Origin of the sequence: Rubripirellula obstinata (assembly GCF_001642955.1) — a bacterium.
GTDB lineage: Bacteria > Planctomycetota > Planctomycetia > Pirellulales > Pirellulaceae > Rubripirellula > Rubripirellula obstinata.
The window spans coordinates 1-15,644 of sequence record NZ_LWSK01000073.1; the positions used below are offsets into that span (position 1 = coordinate 1).

11 protein-coding genes are annotated in these 15,644 nt (G+C 53.7%); 2 read left to right on the plus strand and 9 right to left on the minus strand.

All coding sequences use genetic code 11. The annotated features are described in order from the left end of the window. Positions 1-268: 268 nt before the first annotated feature. The 4 genes from RC85_RS16945 to hrpA form a co-directional block, all read right to left on the minus strand. Positions 269-1,051 (minus strand): hypothetical protein, encoded by a 783-nt coding sequence (locus RC85_RS16945; protein WP_149752847.1) that lies wholly within the window; start codon positions 1,049-1,051, stop codon positions 269-271. 258 nt (positions 1,052-1,309) lie between these two features. Next, complete coding sequence (gene lpxB, locus RC85_RS16950) at positions 1,310-2,536, minus strand: lipid-A-disaccharide synthase (protein WP_068264970.1); 1,227 nt, start codon at positions 2,534-2,536, stop codon at positions 1,310-1,312. A gap of 125 nt (positions 2,537-2,661) precedes the next feature. Further along, positions 2,662-2,898: a hypothetical protein gene (locus RC85_RS16955; protein WP_068264971.1), complete on the minus strand. Its 237-nt coding sequence runs from the start codon at positions 2,896-2,898 to the stop codon at positions 2,662-2,664. A gap of 224 nt (positions 2,899-3,122) precedes the next feature. Then, the gene (gene hrpA, locus RC85_RS16960; RefSeq protein WP_068264972.1) at positions 3,123-7,043 is read right to left on the minus strand and encodes an ATP-dependent RNA helicase HrpA; all 3,921 of its coding nucleotides are present in this window, start codon (positions 7,041-7,043) and stop codon (positions 3,123-3,125) included. A 159-nt stretch (positions 7,044-7,202) separates the two neighbouring features. Between hrpA and RC85_RS16965 the strand changes: the two genes are divergently transcribed. Beyond that, positions 7,203-7,991, plus strand: coding sequence for a GxxExxY protein (locus RC85_RS16965; RefSeq protein ID WP_068264973.1), 789 nt, complete (start codon positions 7,203-7,205; stop codon positions 7,989-7,991). A 114-nt stretch (positions 7,992-8,105) separates the two neighbouring features. On the opposite strand, the gene RC85_RS16970 is transcribed toward RC85_RS16965, so the two are convergent. From RC85_RS16970 to mnmA, 5 genes are all read right to left on the minus strand, one after another. After that, the gene (locus RC85_RS16970; protein ID WP_068264974.1) at positions 8,106-9,932 is read right to left on the minus strand and encodes an SLC13 family permease; all 1,827 of its coding nucleotides are present in this window, start codon (positions 9,930-9,932) and stop codon (positions 8,106-8,108) included. Between the two features lie 9 nt (positions 9,933-9,941). Next, positions 9,942-11,627 (minus strand): sodium:solute symporter family protein, encoded by a 1,686-nt coding sequence (locus RC85_RS16975; RefSeq protein WP_068264977.1) that lies wholly within the window; start codon positions 11,625-11,627, stop codon positions 9,942-9,944. Further along, the gene (locus tag RC85_RS16980) at positions 11,624-11,881 is read right to left on the minus strand and encodes a DUF3311 domain-containing protein (protein ID WP_068264979.1); all 258 of its coding nucleotides are present in this window, start codon (positions 11,879-11,881) and stop codon (positions 11,624-11,626) included. Before RC85_RS16980 ends, RC85_RS16975 begins: the two co-directional genes overlap by 4 nt. Positions 11,882-12,014: 133 nt before the next feature. Then, the gene (locus RC85_RS16985; protein WP_068264981.1) at positions 12,015-12,782 is read right to left on the minus strand and encodes a hypothetical protein; all 768 of its coding nucleotides are present in this window, start codon (positions 12,780-12,782) and stop codon (positions 12,015-12,017) included. A 242-nt stretch (positions 12,783-13,024) separates the two neighbouring features. Further along, the gene (gene mnmA, locus RC85_RS16990; RefSeq protein WP_068264982.1) at positions 13,025-14,149 is read right to left on the minus strand and encodes a tRNA 2-thiouridine(34) synthase MnmA; all 1,125 of its coding nucleotides are present in this window, start codon (positions 14,147-14,149) and stop codon (positions 13,025-13,027) included. 135 nt (positions 14,150-14,284) lie between these two features. Between mnmA and prfB the strand changes: the two genes are divergently transcribed. Further along, a protein-coding gene (gene prfB, locus RC85_RS16995; protein WP_338060584.1) for a peptide chain release factor 2 occupies positions 14,285-15,386 on the plus strand; the annotation gives its coding sequence in 2 pieces (ribosomal slippage) (positions 14,285-14,353 and positions 14,355-15,386; 1,101 coding nt in all). Positions 15,387-15,644 lie beyond the last annotated feature (258 nt).

The window sequence follows — 15,644 nt, forward strand, 5'->3', positions numbered from 1 at the left end:
GAATTGGTTACAGAGAAAAAGTGAGATATAACGCTGCCATCCGGGGATTTACATCCCCGGCAGAGAGCTTCCGTCCCGCCGGGACTATTCACCAACGTTATGATCGCGGATCGATCAACGACAATTCGCATTTATTTGTTCGACTTCCCTCGGGATGAGTGACGACACCAATCCGGCAGTAATGAATACGACATCCCCTGCGAAAGGCGACGCTTATTCCCCGCACGTTCCTAAGGAACGTGCGACCTTTGATAGTCGCCTTCCGCTCTTACAAGACTGACTCGGCAACGATCAGTTCACGATAGGGTTGGACACGATTGATGTGCCACTGACCGACATCGTTGCCATCAATTTTGTAGTGCATGAAGAACTGCAACAGTGTGCCACGTTCGTTTCGGAAAACCAAATGCGCACGATCGATGCCATATTGTCGGAACACATGCATCGGCCGATCAAGCTCCCACTTGGCATCTGGCCCTGCTTGTCGAATGATCGAGTTTCCGCCGTCCGCTTCAAAATTCTCCAGCAGTTCGGCAGCCTGTTCGCTCCCGTCGTAGTGATCATCAAGTGGCATCTCTTTGCTGAATCGGTTTCTCTTTTCCTTCTTCAATTCAATCCCCAACGTGTCATAACCTGAATTGACAACGTCGATGTAATCCATCGCGAACGCTTTTGCTTGACCACCCAGGGTTTGTGTCTTCAAGTAGGGAACGAGATACCCACAAATGCCGAAGCCCACGGCGAGACAGATTCCGAACTTTGCTGGCAGCGTTCCCACGGGTTTGCCAAACCGCGACGGACGCAGGGCAACCAACCCAATCAGCACCGCCAAAATCGGAATGACGATGGCACCCAGGACCAGGATCGACACCCAGCTAAGCAGCCCCAACAACAGGCTGACAAACCCCGAGAACCGAAGCGGTGGCGTGCTTTCGTCCAGGCCATAGCCAGTTTCAGCTCCCATGCCACCCAATTCGTTCATACTCAGCTCGTTCATCCCCATTGGCGGCAGCGAACTTGATTCAGCGGATACGTCGGTTGGGTCAGACATCGGCAGGCTCGGCTTGGAAACTCTCTTCAGGAAACTCTGTTCAGGAAACTCTGTTCAGTTGGGTTTAGAACCACTCAGGAAGCGTACGTATCTGGACCGGCCACGGTTCAAATGTAGGCCGTAGCGATTAAAGCGAGTGACGGCATTTTCCTGCATCGCTGCCGTAACTCGCTTCACTCGCTACGGCCTACAAAAACCTACCGATTTGCATGCCTACGCCCGGCAAGGTCTCAATAAGGCCTACATCGATTCCACTACCTAGGCTGCCCGACGACCCGCAAAACTCGGACCCTCAGAACTCGGACCCGCGAAATTCGAGCCCGCAGAACCCGGTTCAAGCTTCTGGAAAATCGCCTGGGCCAGTTTCGCCGACGCGCCGGGTGCCGCAAAATCGGATCGTAACCTGTCCAAGTCTCGCAGAAGCGAATGAAAGTAGAATTGATCACCCAGCATCGAATCGATGGATTCAGTTAGAAAATCGACCGCTGGATCAGTGGCCCCAACCGAAACAAATTCGGGAAAGATCTTTCGGCCCGCGATCAAATTAGGCAGCGTCAGGCTATCGACTTGAATCAAGCGACTGCCGACCGTATGTAAGAACCGGCCAACACGATAGATGACTGCCGCGGGAGTCCGCCTGGCCATCAATTCCAGGCTAACGCTGCCGCTAACCATCATCGCACACTGGGCCGCTTCGATAATCTCGCTTGTTTTCCCGACGTAGAAATCGATGGGCAATGCTTGATCGTCAACCGTCAATTGATCACGGCACCACAAGCCTTGTGTGTCGCGGCATGCGGCTACGGCAAACCGAGCATTCGGGTACCGCTGGTGCAATCGACGAATCGCTTGCAGCATGATCGGAAAATTGCCGCGGACCTCATGACCTCTCGATCCCGGCAGGACCGCGACGATCGGTGACCCATCGTCGGTTGCCTTTGAAAACTCAGTCATCAGTTGGGAATCCAACTTGGTCTCTGCAACCGAATCAAAAAACGGGTGACCAATGTAGGTGGAATTCAGACCGCGTTCTTGAAAGTACTGGTGTTCAAAAGGTAGCACTGACCAAACATGATCAACACTCCGTCGCATCTTCCGAATACGCCAGGGTGCCCAAGCCCAAAGTTGTGGCGGGCAATAATAATGGACGGGAATGCCGTAACGCTTCGCACGCTTGGCGATGTGCCAATTGAATCCGGGGAAGTCCACCAAGACCACTGCGTCGATATCGCCTTTGGCAAAGACTGCTTCGGCCTGATCGGCAAAGCCAAAAAACTGGCGAATTTTGGGCAGCACTTCCAACAGCCCAACGACGGCATGCTGAGTCAAATCGAGATCGATCCGGCATCCAGCTCGCTGCATTTCAGGCCCACCAAAACCAACCATTTCGATCGACGGATCAATTTTGGCAAGTTCAGTGATGAACCGAGCAGCGTGTTGGTCGCCACTTGGCTCGCCAACCGAAAAGAAGATACGTTTTCCCATGGTTTAGATTTAGGAAAACGGGTCAAACTGAGTCAAGACACTTTCACGCCGAATGCTTTCAACCGGACGAGCTCATTTGATGAAACTCGCCCAGGTGAAAGTCATTCTTAATTCAGCCTTGGCGATTATTCGCCAGCAACAGCTTCTGTTGCATCTTTGACGGCTTGCTTGGTGCCTTCGACAGCATCACCAGCGGCACCGGCTGCGTCGTTGGCAGCGCCTTCAACAGCGTCAGCGGTCCCTTGGGCTGCGTCGCCCACTGCATCAACCGTGCTGTTCGCGGCGTCTTCGACGGCCGAAGTGTCGCAACCGACGAAAGAAACGGCTGCACACAACATCATCAACGAAAGGAAATGTTTCATCTATTCAATCCACCTAATTCAAAGGAAAAGTCATCCATGGCGGAGACCCCGCCAATTGGGCACAGATTCGACCGTACCAGACCAGCACAATAATCCACCGCATGATCAACCAACAGCCGACGTACCTATTTCTACGCCCATGTTGAGACAAATTGCCAACCAAGGGGGCCGGTTATGCGGATTATTGTTTGTTTAGGTAAACCTTGTCGATACCGCGGTGGCGTTTAATCGATCAGCTTTTCGCAGCGTTTGGGTGAGACCTTCGTTGAGGTTCCCAAAGGTTGTGCAAACAGGCTGACACGCAACTCTTCCGTCATCCAGCGGAATTCGTTGGCGGCTTGCGACGTGGGATCGCGTTGGTCGATGGGCAGGGTTTGTTGCCAACGCAGCCATAGCTGACCGACGGTTTGCATATTGTCGGAATCCTTGGTTGCCGAACCGCTGCGCAGTTTATCGATGCGGTACGCCATCGCTCGGAAATAACGTGGGTAATGCGACAGCCATTCCCACGGCACCTTGGCCATGAAGCCGTCGAAAGTCATCCAGGTCAGTTGATCACGAATGTCCGTGCAGGCATCCGAATATCGTTGGTTACCGCCAAACGATTCCAATTCGCGACGGACTTCGAAATACGCATCCGCCAAATTCCCCAGCCACGTTGCCACTTCTTGCGTGGCTTCAGCAATGCGCCCGCCTCGCTGACCAGAACGCCGGTCGAATTCTTCCGCTGTGCGGATCACGGGTTGCTTCTCGATGAATGCAATCCTCGCCAGTAGTCGTGCCAAGGATGCTTCGATGTCTTTGGATGACACAACACCAGATAGTTTGACCTTGGCTTGCTGCAGCGCTGGCAACCATCGAACCTGCCCACGCAACTCCTTCTTTTCAGTCAATGCAAACAGCTCGATACACCCGAGCCGGATGGATTGTTCGGCTGACGAAGCGTCGGGATACAGTTTCGTTCGAACTCCATCTGTTTCGATGCTAAGCCCAGGATACTGCGCCACCTGGACTCCGCCACGCATTCGCACTACTTCGCGAGGTAAGTCCACAATGTCAAAAGTGGTCATCGATTGACGTGACCAGTCCTCAATAATTTCGTTTTGCTCTATTGAATCTTCTACACTGGCACCTACGGCTGCGGTACGTAGTTTCTGTGACAACGCCGCGATCGAACGATCCTCGGCGACGGGCTGTCCTTCGTCGTCAACAACTGTGACCAAAAAATCTAAGTGCGACGACAGCTTGTCTTCTTGAAAGTCGCTCGGACTGATCGGCATCTCGGCATGGCGGCTCATCACTTGGCACACCGCAGTCATAAACGGCAGCTTGCCATAGTCGTCGTTGAGTTCCGCGACAATCTTTGCAGCCACATCGGCAGCCGGAATCAGGTTTCGCCTAATTCGTTTGGGAAGCGACTTGATCAAGTTCACGATTTTGTCGTGCAACAATCCTGGAACCAACCAACCCAACCGATCGTCGCTGACCTGCGACAGTGCCGCTTGATGAACCGTTACGTTAATACCATCGCGCTCGGACCCCGGTTCAAAACGATACTGAATCGGAAGCCGTGAACTGCCGACGATCAATTCGTCAGGAAACGCTTCACCCGAAAGTGCAGAAGCTTCCGCGGCAACCAATTCATCGGGTCGCATGTACAGCGATGGTGATGCATCCGGTGGTGGCGGATCCGCCAACCATTGCGATACAACCGCCGAATCAGTCAGCGTCTTTACCCATGCGGGTTCTTCCAATTCGCGATCAAACTTCTCCAAACGAGCTCGATCGACCACCGATTCGGGCAACCGTTCCTGATAAAACCCAGCGACGACGTAATCGTCGATCACCAGATCACGACGCCGTGTCTTTGCGGCAAGTGCAGCAATCAGTTCCTTCAGGTTCTGATTCCGACGAACAAAACGAGCGTTGGTGCGAAGTTCACCGTCCACCAATCCAGGTTCTATCAACAATTCGCGTGCCGTCGCGGGATCGATCGGTGCAAGCGGCAAACGACGGCGTGTGACGACGGGTAACCCAAACAGAGTCTGGTTTTGATAACAGAATGCTCCGCCGGACTTGCTGCTGAAGTGCGGTTCGAAGTGCGATGACTTCAGCAAATGCGCGCCAACTTTTTCTACCCAACCCGGCTGGATTTTCGCGACCGTGCGAGCGTATTGCTTGGCCGTCTCGACAAGTTCGGCTGCCACGATCCATTTTGGTTTTCCTTCAAACACACCGCTGCCGGGCCACAGGAACAATTTCAAACCGCCTGCACCGGTGTACTGGTTCTTATCGCCCACCATGGCAACGCCAGACAATAGACCCGCCAACAGCGATTGATGAATCGCCTCGTAGTGGTCGCGACCGACGATGAACTTTGGGTCGTCTTCCAGAAAACGAATTTTGCCAATCTTGCGTTTCGACTTTCGATCACCCAGTTGGCTTGATGCCATTTCGCGAAGCTGGCGATAGATGTCCGACCATTCTCGCATCCGGTTGGGCGATAGAAACTGTTTCCGAAGCGACCGTTCCAACTTATTGCGACTTAGATTTGATCGAGCATCTTCGTAGTGACGCCATAGCCGCAGGTACGACAAAAAATCACTCTGCGGATCGGTGAACGGTGCGTGGGCTTCGTCGGCGGCTTGTTGTTTTTCGGGCGGACGATCGCGAGGATCAGGAATCTCCATCGCCGCGGCGATCGGTAACACCTCGGCCAAAACTCCGTTTTCGTCCGCAGCCAAAATGATCCGGCCGACTCGTGGATCCACGGGCATTCGACCGAGCTTGCGGCCAATCGGCGTTAGTTCATGCCGATCATCGATCGCGCCCAATTCCGTTAGCGTGCGGAGACCTTCGCGAATCGATTCATCACGCGGCGGATCGAGTAACGGAAAGTCTTCCAATCGCCCAAGCCGCAACGACTTCATCTGCAGCACGACCGAAGCCAAGTTCGTCCGCCGGATTTCTGGAGTGGTGAACGAGTCACGCGAATCAAAGTCGTCTTGCGAGAACAAGCGAACACAGATCCCTGGTCCAACGCGACCGCAACGACCGCTGCGTTGATTGGAACTGGCTTGGCTAACCGGTTCGATCGGCAACCGCTGCACTTTGCTGCGTGGACTGTAACGACTGATCCTGGCCGTTCCACTATCGATCACGTAGCGAATGCCGGGAACGGTTAGCGAACTTTCGGCGACGTTGGTCGCAAAGATGATGCGTTGCTTTTTACCATCGGGCGAAAAGATCTTTTGTTGCTGCGAACTTGGCAACCGAGCATACAACGGCAGCAAATCCACCCGGCCCTCCATCCCCATTCGTTTGTAATGCCCCGACACACGGTGCGAAACTTCGCGAATGTCGCGTTCGGTCGGCAAAAATACCAACGTGTCACCGCCACCGTCACGCGAAAGACCTTGGATAGCTTCGATCACATGCCGCGAAAGATCGTAGTGACGCGTTTCATCATTGTTTATTTCTTCCCAGGGCAGATAGCGAATTTCGACCGGGTAGCCTCGGCCTTCCACATTCACAATCGGCGCAGGCGTATCACCGTCGGCAAAATGCTGAGCGAACCGATCTGCATCGATCGTTGCGGACGTAATGATGATCTTCAGGTCGGGTCGCTTGTCTTGCAGCTTTCGTAAGTAGCCCATCAGGAAATCGATGTTCAGCGATCGTTCGTGCGCTTCGTCAATGATGATTGCGTCATAAGCGTCGAGAGACCGATCTGACCCGGTTTCGGCAAGCAGGATGCCGTCGGTCATTAGCTTGATCTGAGTTTGATCGCTGGTCTGGTCACCAAAACGAATTTTAAAGCCGACCTGCCCACCGACGGACGTCTTCAACTCCTCGGCCAAACGAGCGGCGATACTACGCGCCGCCAATCGCCGCGGCTGCGTATGACCGATCATCTTGTCAACGCCGAGTCCCGCTTCTAAACAGAACTTCGGCAACTGGGTGCTTTTACCGCTACCGGTTTCGCCACAGACAATGATCGCTTGGTGATCGCGGATCAACTGAACCAGTTCATCCCGATACTGAGTGATTGGAAGCTCGGTCGGATACACGATCGCCGGCAAAGCCGATGAGACATCATCAATCGGCGTCGTCAGCGATGGGCTAGAAGGTTTAGAATTCGTCATAGGGTTATCGTAGGCCGTATTGAGATCCGGCCTACGCTATATTGAAAGCGACCGACACACCAGTGGAAGAATTAAGACAAAAAAATTGTTGTGATCGGTCTGCTATTTTTTTGACAATAATTTTTTTGTCAAAACCTACTGCTAAACACGGCTCAAACCATGCCAATCGAAACTAGTTCACCTGTGAAGCGATTTTCTCAAGACGAATTCGGGGCGGTTGCTTACGAAGTCGTCGGGCACGCTTTCAGCCTTCATCAAGAACTCGGTAGAGTGTTCGATGAGTCGCCTATCCGCAGCACGTTGTCGCATATTATAGGACAGCGTGCCAAAGAAGAGGTTTGTGTTCGACTAATGCACCGCAACTTTGAGAAACGATACTATATCGATCTGCTCGTCGACTCCGGTTGTCCGTTTGAACTAAAAACTGTTTCAGAATTGGTCGAACGGCATCGACTGCAACTGATTCAGTACCTGATGTTGACTGATTTGAGGCACGGAAAACTCATTAACTTCGGTAGTGAGAGTCTTCAACACGAGTTTGTGAATTGTCACGAATCCACCGAACATCGACGTCGCTTTCGTCTGGATTCAAAAAGGTGGACAACCAACAATCCAGTGGCTGATCGATTCCAAGAAACCATCGTTGAACTACTCCGTGATTGGGGGACCGGTTTGGATCACGGGCTATACACAGAAGCAGTGACACACTTCCTGGGCGGTCCTGACGTTGTTCGGCAGACAGTTGAGACACTTTGGGACGATAAGCGTGTTGGAAAGCAAGTTTGCAGTTTGTTGGCTCCCAATGAAGCATTCAAAATCACAGCCCTAAGGCGAAACATTCCAGCTTATGAACTTCACTTACGGCAATTCTTGAAAAACACATCGTTGAATAAGATCTACTGGGTGAATGTTGTTTCAGGAGAAGTTCAGTTTGTGGTAATCGAGTAGTGGGGAAGTTTTTGACAAAAAAATTATTGTCAAAAAGATTAGTAGGCTGAGCATCCCAGTTTTTTTGACAACAATTTTTTTGTCAAAATCGTCGGCGAGGTCTTAGTGTATTCGTTAGAAGAATGGCCAGACGATGGGGACGACGACCATGGTGACGGCGAATACGATCAGGGAGAGCGGTAGTCCGAATTTGACGTAGTCGAGGACTCGATAACCGCCTACGCCGTAGACCATCATGTTGGTTTGGTAACCGAATGGGGTCAAGAAACTTGCTGATGCGCCGATCATGACCGCAATGATGAATGGCGAAGGATTGCAAGCGACTCCATCGACACCGACCAATCCTGCCGCCGCACGCAGAGCAATGGGATACATCAATACCGCGGCCGCGTAGTTGGTGATCAATTCGGTGCAAACCATCGTTGCAATAAAGATCGCGGCGAGTGTCAACATCGGACTGCCGCCGGCAAGTGTCAGCAGTCCCTCTGCGATCGCGTTCGCTGCACCACTGATTCGCAGCGCTTCGCCAATTCCAATCGCCGCACCAATGACAATCAACACTGACCAATCGATACTGCGTCTGGCTTCGCTGCTGGTGCAGCATCGAAGCGTGACCATTGCGACGGCGGCCAACAACGCAGCGGTCAGAATCGAAAGCCAACCCGTGGACGCTGTCAAAACCATCAATGCCAAAATGATCACCGCAATCCAGGCCCTTTCAGGACGGCGAACAATTCCCTGTTCGACCGCACTGACCAGGAAAAAATCTCGTGACTCGCTACGACGATGCAGGAACGAAGGCGACGCTTCCAACAACAACACGTCGCCGACTTCCAAACGGATGTCTCCCAACTTTCCCGAAAATCGTTTGTCACCACGGGCGACTGCCACGACGGCGGCGTTGTAGTGAGAACGAAAACGGCCTTCGCGAATGGTTTTGCCGATCAAACTGCACCTGGGACTAACGACGGCTTCCACCAACGTTCGTTTCCAGGCTGGCACCTTTAACTTTCGCGCCTGATCGTCGGGTGTAATCAAGCCACGAATTTTGCGGAGGTCAACGACGCTATCGAGTGCTCCGACCAAGATCAATACATCGTTGGACCGCAGAACCTCGTTCGGTTTCGCTGCCGCGATCACGCCATCGTCACGTTGAATTTCGGCAATGTATAAGCCTGGCAAATGCCGCAGTCCAGCATCCTCAATCGTCTGCCCGACCAGCGCTCCGCTTGCTTCGACTTGCACTTCGACGGTGTATTGCCGCGGATCGTCACCGGCACTGATCGCCGCGTTGCGTTCTGGCAGCAGCCACCTTGAAAAAAAGATCATGTAAGCGACGCCGAACACGGTCGCGGGCAATCCAATGTAGGCGGGCGCGAAGAACGACAACGGCTGCAAATCGACACCCTTGGCAATCGATTGTTCAATCTTGCTGGCCACAATCAGGTTGGTGCCTGTCCCGATCAACGTACACATACCGCCCAGGATCGCGGCATAGGAAAGTGGCAACAGCAAACGACTGCTGCTGGACCCGATTCGTTTCGACAGATCACTGACGACCGGAATCAGCGCAAGCACAACGGGCGTGTTGTTCAGAAAACCACTCAGCGCGGCAACCGGAATCAGCAACCGAGTCTGCGCCCCGGTCAACGTTCTCGCTTTTCGCAACAACCAGCCGGTGGCTAGTTCCGTGCCGCCGGTAAATTCCAAACCGGCAACGGCTGCGAACAGCAATGCGATCGTGATCAGAGCTTCGTTTCCGTAGCCGGCAACCGCTTGGCTTGGCGTTGGCAACAACTCCGTTCCCATCACATTCTGAGCAAAGATCAGAATGCCCAGGCAAGCAAGCGCCAACAATTCCTTCGGCGCGACGCGCATCGACAAAGACGCCAGCAGGACACTGGCGACGGCCAAACTCAACCATGCTTCCCAGACCATCATCGCGTGATTCTAAGTCCGATCGGGGAAGAACTTCGCCAGCGTTTCTTTGCTTGGCCCCGGCGTCAGCAACGACACCACGACGGTTGCAATCAACGATGCCAGAAAGATTGACGCCACCGGCATCGTATGAATCGTCCGCTCGCCGATCGTAAAGTTCACCGACCAATTGTCGATCGCACCAAACTGTGACGCCGAAAATAGTGCGTACCAAACACCGGCCGCGGTTAAGACGCCCGCGTAGGCACCCCACTTGGTCAGTCCCTTCCAGTAGACCGCTAGGAACACCAACGGGAACAGACTGCTGAAACCACTGAAGCACCAAATGCCTAATTGAAACACCCGAGTTTGTGCGATCGTGGTCAAGCTCAAACCATATGTGATCGCAACGATCGCGATGATGAAGCATCGAGAAATCAGAACGATCTGTTTGTCGTTGAAACGATTCTTGCCGCCGTAGTGAACCACGATGTCGGTCGTGAACATCGTTCCCAGGCAAAGGAATTGGCTATCCAAGCTGGACATGATCGCAGCCAGAATTCCGGCCAGCAAAAAGCCACCCAGAACGTCGCCCGAAAGCGACTTGACCATAAAGCCAAGCACCTTGTTGGGATCATCAGCGATCGGTGGCGGAATGTTGATCAAGCCACTGGTCGCCCAAACGCCGATCAAAACGCACGGCACCCAAACGATCAAAATAAAGACCGGATGAACCACCACCGGCAACTTGAACGCTCTCGCACTCTTGGCCGTCAACCAATGCTGAAACAAGTGCGGGAACATACCGACTGAAAACGGAATCAACATGTAGGTAAAGAACATCCAGGGGTCGAGTCGCTCGCGAGTACGAAACTTCGCGGGCGCTTCCACCGATTCGATTTGATCATCCGCCGTCACTTCGGCGCGAACTCGTCTTGATTTTGGTATTTCCTGAGACACGATCTGTAGAGAGTCCAGGAACCCGGTGGGAGGTTCGGTGCGAACGACTAGCTGACCGTCCACCATCTGATGAGCCCGTCCATCGTCAACCGCTCGTTCGGCCAAACCTGTTGCGATCAGGTAAAACGCGACCACACCTAATACCATGAACACCGACGTCTGAAACGTGTTCGCCCACGCGGTGCCTCGCATACCGCCGAAAAACACGTACACCAAAACCACAACGCAGATCACCAGCGATGTCAGCCACGGCGGGATCGCGCCGGTTTCGGTCAGTCCAGGAAAGTCGCCTCGCGTTGCACCCGCGATCGCTTTGCCAGCCGAGATCACGCCGACCAGCAAGTAAGGCACCACCAATCCAACCAGAATTGGAAACATCACCAAACCGATCTTGTCGCTGTCTAATCGATCGCGAAAGAAACCTGCTTGCGTCGTGTAGCCGTACTTCTTCCCCCAACCCCAAAGCTTGACGCCGAGCACGAAAAAGCAGAGCGAGTGAATGATGCCCGACGAAGACGCCAACATGCCGTAGACACCGACACCCTCGGCGAAGGCTTCCCCAGTCGATCCCACCAACGCGAATCCTGTCATCGTGGTGCCGAACAACGACATCAACAACAAGAACGGACCGATCGAGTGACTGGCCAACAAATAGTCTTTAGATGTGCCTTTGAACAAACGGGACGAAAACAGTCCCAAGCAAAGCAACAACCCAAGATAGACGCCGATGATGACGACTTTGATCACACCAGGACTCATATCGACGACTCCTGTGACGAGTCACTGGCAACAACGTCACCGGCAACTAAATCACCAGTCGAGTCATCTGAATCGACCGGCCAAGCGGTGGTCGCGGCGATCAGCCAAACCACACTGGCGGCAATCGAGATACCAGCGTGGTAAGCCAAGGTTAAGGGAATGAATCCGAACACGAGCGTGTCGTTGTTCCAATTCCAAACGTCTTGATGGATCACCACCAAGAAGGCAATCAATCCCCAGACAAGGTACTTCATTGGTGCAGACTTCCATCGAGCTGTTTGTGTTGATTAGTTTGGCAGTGTACCAACCACCACAAAAAAGAGCGACTGGAAGACCCAGCCGCTCTCTTATTTGTTTGACGTCAATCTGCTGACTTGTCCACCAGCATTAGTTGCTGAATGGATCAGAATCGCCACCGAACGGATCCGAAGAACCGCCGAATGGATCCGAATCGCTGCCGAACGGATCGGCTGCGTCTGTTCCGTCTGCATCAGCAGCGGGTGCGGCCGGAGTGTCGTCAACGACCGCTGGTGCAGCGTCTTCGGCTGGCGGAGCCGTCATTGCACCTTCGAGAGCGTCATCTGAATCGACCTTGGGTTCGCCCAAGTCATCCGAGAAAGGATTGTCGTCGGCCGCCGGCGGTACCGGCGGTGGAGTGATCGAACTTCGGGGTGCGGCACCCAGCGGACGCGAGCGAAGCATGTCGCCCTGTGTCGATTGAATTTCGCCGTATCGAGCCTTCGATCGCATCGCTGCCTGGGCCAAGAAGTCGAGTTTCGCTTTCTGACGAACCTCTTCCAACTTGATGCGATCGGGGCCTTGGAATCGGGTGAGCGAGCGTCCGATTGAACCTACAATTTTTCCACGTGCCTCTAATTCTGCACCGCGCTGCCAATCCGATTCTGCTTCGTATTGACGTCCCAGCGCACATGCGGTGATGCCACGGAAGTAATACGCCCGCGGATCTTCGATACCGTTATTGATGGCCATCGAGAAATGATCGTAAGCTTCTTGGGATTTACCGGCATAATGCGCGTGAACGCCCCGACCGTATAGATCCGCCAGAATCGCGTTTTGAGCTTGGGTGGTACCGGGATTCGATGCCAAAGGCAAAGACAACCCGAGGGCCAAAATGGTAAGTGCTAGTTTTTTCATCGGTGTTGTAGTCCTCCGAGGTTATTGGTCGTCCGTTCACCAATTTACGTTGAGGAGTCTTTCATAAGGATCAGATCTACCGCGAAAACCGAATGCGCGGGCTAGGTATGAACTGTAGTTGTCCCCACCCGCGGCAGCAAACATTTTTTCGGCCGTAGCGGAAGTCGCCAAGACTTTCGGCGGTTCTGGACAGGCCGAAAGTCTTGGCGACTTCCGCTACCCACGAAGCGATGGGGATTCGCCTACTGGATCCAACCACCGCCCAAAACGCGAGAATCGTGGTAAACCACGGCGGCTTGGCCCGGTGCGACAGCGTCCTGTGGCTCGTCGAATGTGACTTCAAACTGTTCCGGATTCGATTCGTCGATCGTCAATTTTGCCGGTTGAGGCGGGCTGTTGTATCGAATCTGAACTGAAACCTCGCTTGGCAAATCCGACAAATCCACCAACCAATTCGCCTCACCAGCCGTCAAACCGGCCTTCGCCAAAGACGCTTTCTTACCCAACACCACATCACTGGTTTTAGGATCGATGCGAATCACAAAATGAGGCTCGCCCAACGCAATGCCGAGCCCCTTTCGCTGCCCGATCGTGAACGCCTCGTACCCGCGATGCTGGCCCAGAACCTTGCCATCGGTGCTGACAAAGTTCCCAGGCGTCGTCGAGGATCGATCGGGTTCGCGGGCGCGGACAAAGTCGCTGTGGTGGCCCTGAGTCACAAAACAGATTTCTTGACTGTCCTTCTTTGCCGCCACACCCAAATCCAACGATTCAGCAATCTCACGGATCCGCGGCTTTTCAAATCCACCCACCGGCAACATCATCCGCGATAACCGATCACGACGAATTCCGAACAGTGCGTACGATTGATCTTTCTTTGAATCGAGCCCGCGATGCAACGTCCCGTCGATCATTCTTGCGTAGTGACCGGTGGCAACAAATTCAGCGTCAACCGAATCGGCGTAGTCGAACAGTCGCCCGAACTTGATCCATTGGTTGCAGCGGACGCATGGGTTGGGAGTTCGACCGGACAGATAGTCGTCGACAAAGTAGTCCACGATCCGCTTGAAATCAGCCTGCAAATCCAGTGCATAGAAAGGAATATCCATCCGCGCGGCAACGCGGCGAGCGTCAGCGGCATCGGACGCCGTGCAGCAACCCTGTTTATGATCCGCTCGCATGCCACCCGATAGCACAGGCAACTTCCCGTCACCAACCTTACACGCATCCGCGTTCTGGTACACGCTGGCGGATTCTTCGCCATGACGCATGAAAACGCCAACGACATCATGGCCGGCATCGAGCAACAGGTGCGCAGCAACACTGCTGTCCACACCGCCACTCATCGCTAGAACTATCCGAGCCATGTATATTTTGTTTTGTAGGCCGTAATGAGCGGAGCGAAATACGGCAGTTTCGAGCGACGCCGTACTTCGCTCCGCTCGAGTACGGCCTACATCTTTCCATCTTCACTGATTATACGCACGGAGTCCACGACACTTATGGATGCTGAACTGGTTCAACGCAGTAAAGAGATTCGTCAGCGCCTGACCCAGTTAGGAGACTCTCTTTGACCACGCTGGCAAAATTGATCAGATCAAAGCCATCGAACTGAAGATGGGTGAACCGGGTTTCTGGGACGACAACGAATCGGCTCAGAAAGTCATCATGGACCTGAAAGGGCTCAAGGCCATCGTATCGCCTCTGGACGAATTGACGTCATCAGCGGGCGATCTTGATGCGCTTTTCGAGATGGCGGATGAAGATGAATCGATGGTCGGCGAAGTGTCGGGCGAAGTCGCGCGTCTGGAAAAGGTGCTCGATGATCTGGAATTGAAGGCACTGCTGAGCGGTCCCAACGATTCCGCTGGCGCGATTCTGACCGTCAACGCTCGCGATGGCGGAACCGATGCCAACGACTGGGCCGACATGATGTTGCGAATGTATTCCGCCTGGGCCGTCGCCAGCGAATACAAAATCGAATTGCTCGATCGTCAAGAAAACGAAGAAGCCGGTATCAACCACGCATCGATCGCGATCCGTGGACCGATGGCTTACGGATACTTGAAAGGCGAAGAAGGCATGCATCGGCTAGTCCGCATCAGCCCCTTCAACAGCGAAGGCAAACGCCAAACCAGTTTTGCCGCCGTCAGTGTGTCGCCGGAAATCGATGATTCGATCGAAATTGAAATCGAGGAAAAAGATGTTCGCGTCGACACCTATCGCGCCAGCGGTGCGGGCGGTCAACACGTCAACAAAACCGACAGCGCCATTCGTTTGACTCACATTCCCACTGACACCGTCGTGCAATGTCAGAACCAGCGAAGCCAGCATCAAAACAAGGCGACCGCCTGGAAGATGCTGCGAGCCAAGATGGCGCGGCGTGAAGAGGAACTACGAGAAGCCGAAGACGCCAAGAAACACGAAACGCGAGCCCGAACCGGTTTCGGATCTCAAATCCGAAATTATTTCCTGCATCCCGACCAACGCGTCAAAGATGCCAGAACTGGACATTACGTCGGTAGTTTCAACAGCGTCATGGACGGCAGCGAACTGCAAGGTTTCTTCGACGCCTTCTTGAGGTTAAAAGCCGGCAAGGTCTAAGCAAAGCGAACGAAGACCGATTTGGTGAGCCGCAGCACCGTAGGCCGGAACAAGCCGCTTCGGCGCAGTTCCGGCAATTGCATGATACGGCGTTGGATTGCCGGAACTGCGCCGAAGCGGCTTGTTCCGGCCTACGTCCATTCACCTAACGTCCCGCAAACTTTGACGTCAAAAAGCGAATCAAACTACCAGGCAACTTTAGAATGAAGTGCCATTGGGCCTAGGCCCGCAGAGTCAAACGCAGTTTCTACGGCACCT

Excerpts from the sequence above, each read along its gene's own strand:
- RC85_RS16975 (WP_068264977.1), bottom strand. The coding sequence starts at position 11,627 with ATGAGTCCTGGTGTGATCAAAGTCGTCATCATCGGCGTCTATCTTGGG.
- RC85_RS16945 (WP_149752847.1), bottom strand. The coding sequence starts at position 1,051 with ATGTCTGACCCAACCGACGTATCCGCTGAATCAAGTTCGCTGCCGCCA.
- RC85_RS16955 (WP_068264971.1), bottom strand. The coding sequence starts at position 2,898 with ATGAAACATTTCCTTTCGTTGATGATGTTGTGTGCAGCCGTTTCTTTC.
- lpxB (WP_068264970.1), bottom strand. The coding sequence starts at position 2,536 with ATGGGAAAACGTATCTTCTTTTCGGTTGGCGAGCCAAGTGGCGACCAA.
- RC85_RS16985 (WP_068264981.1), bottom strand. The coding sequence starts at position 12,782 with ATGAAAAAACTAGCACTTACCATTTTGGCCCTCGGGTTGTCTTTGCCT.
- RC85_RS16965 (WP_068264973.1), top strand. The coding sequence starts at position 7,203 with ATGCCAATCGAAACTAGTTCACCTGTGAAGCGATTTTCTCAAGACGAA.
- mnmA (WP_068264982.1), bottom strand. The coding sequence starts at position 14,149 with ATGGCTCGGATAGTTCTAGCGATGAGTGGCGGTGTGGACAGCAGTGTT.
- RC85_RS16980 (WP_068264979.1), bottom strand. The coding sequence starts at position 11,881 with ATGAAGTACCTTGTCTGGGGATTGATTGCCTTCTTGGTGGTGATCCAT.
- hrpA (WP_068264972.1), bottom strand. The coding sequence starts at position 7,043 with ATGACGAATTCTAAACCTTCTAGCCCATCGCTGACGACGCCGATTGAT.
- RC85_RS16970 (WP_068264974.1), bottom strand. The coding sequence starts at position 9,932 with ATGATGGTCTGGGAAGCATGGTTGAGTTTGGCCGTCGCCAGTGTCCTG.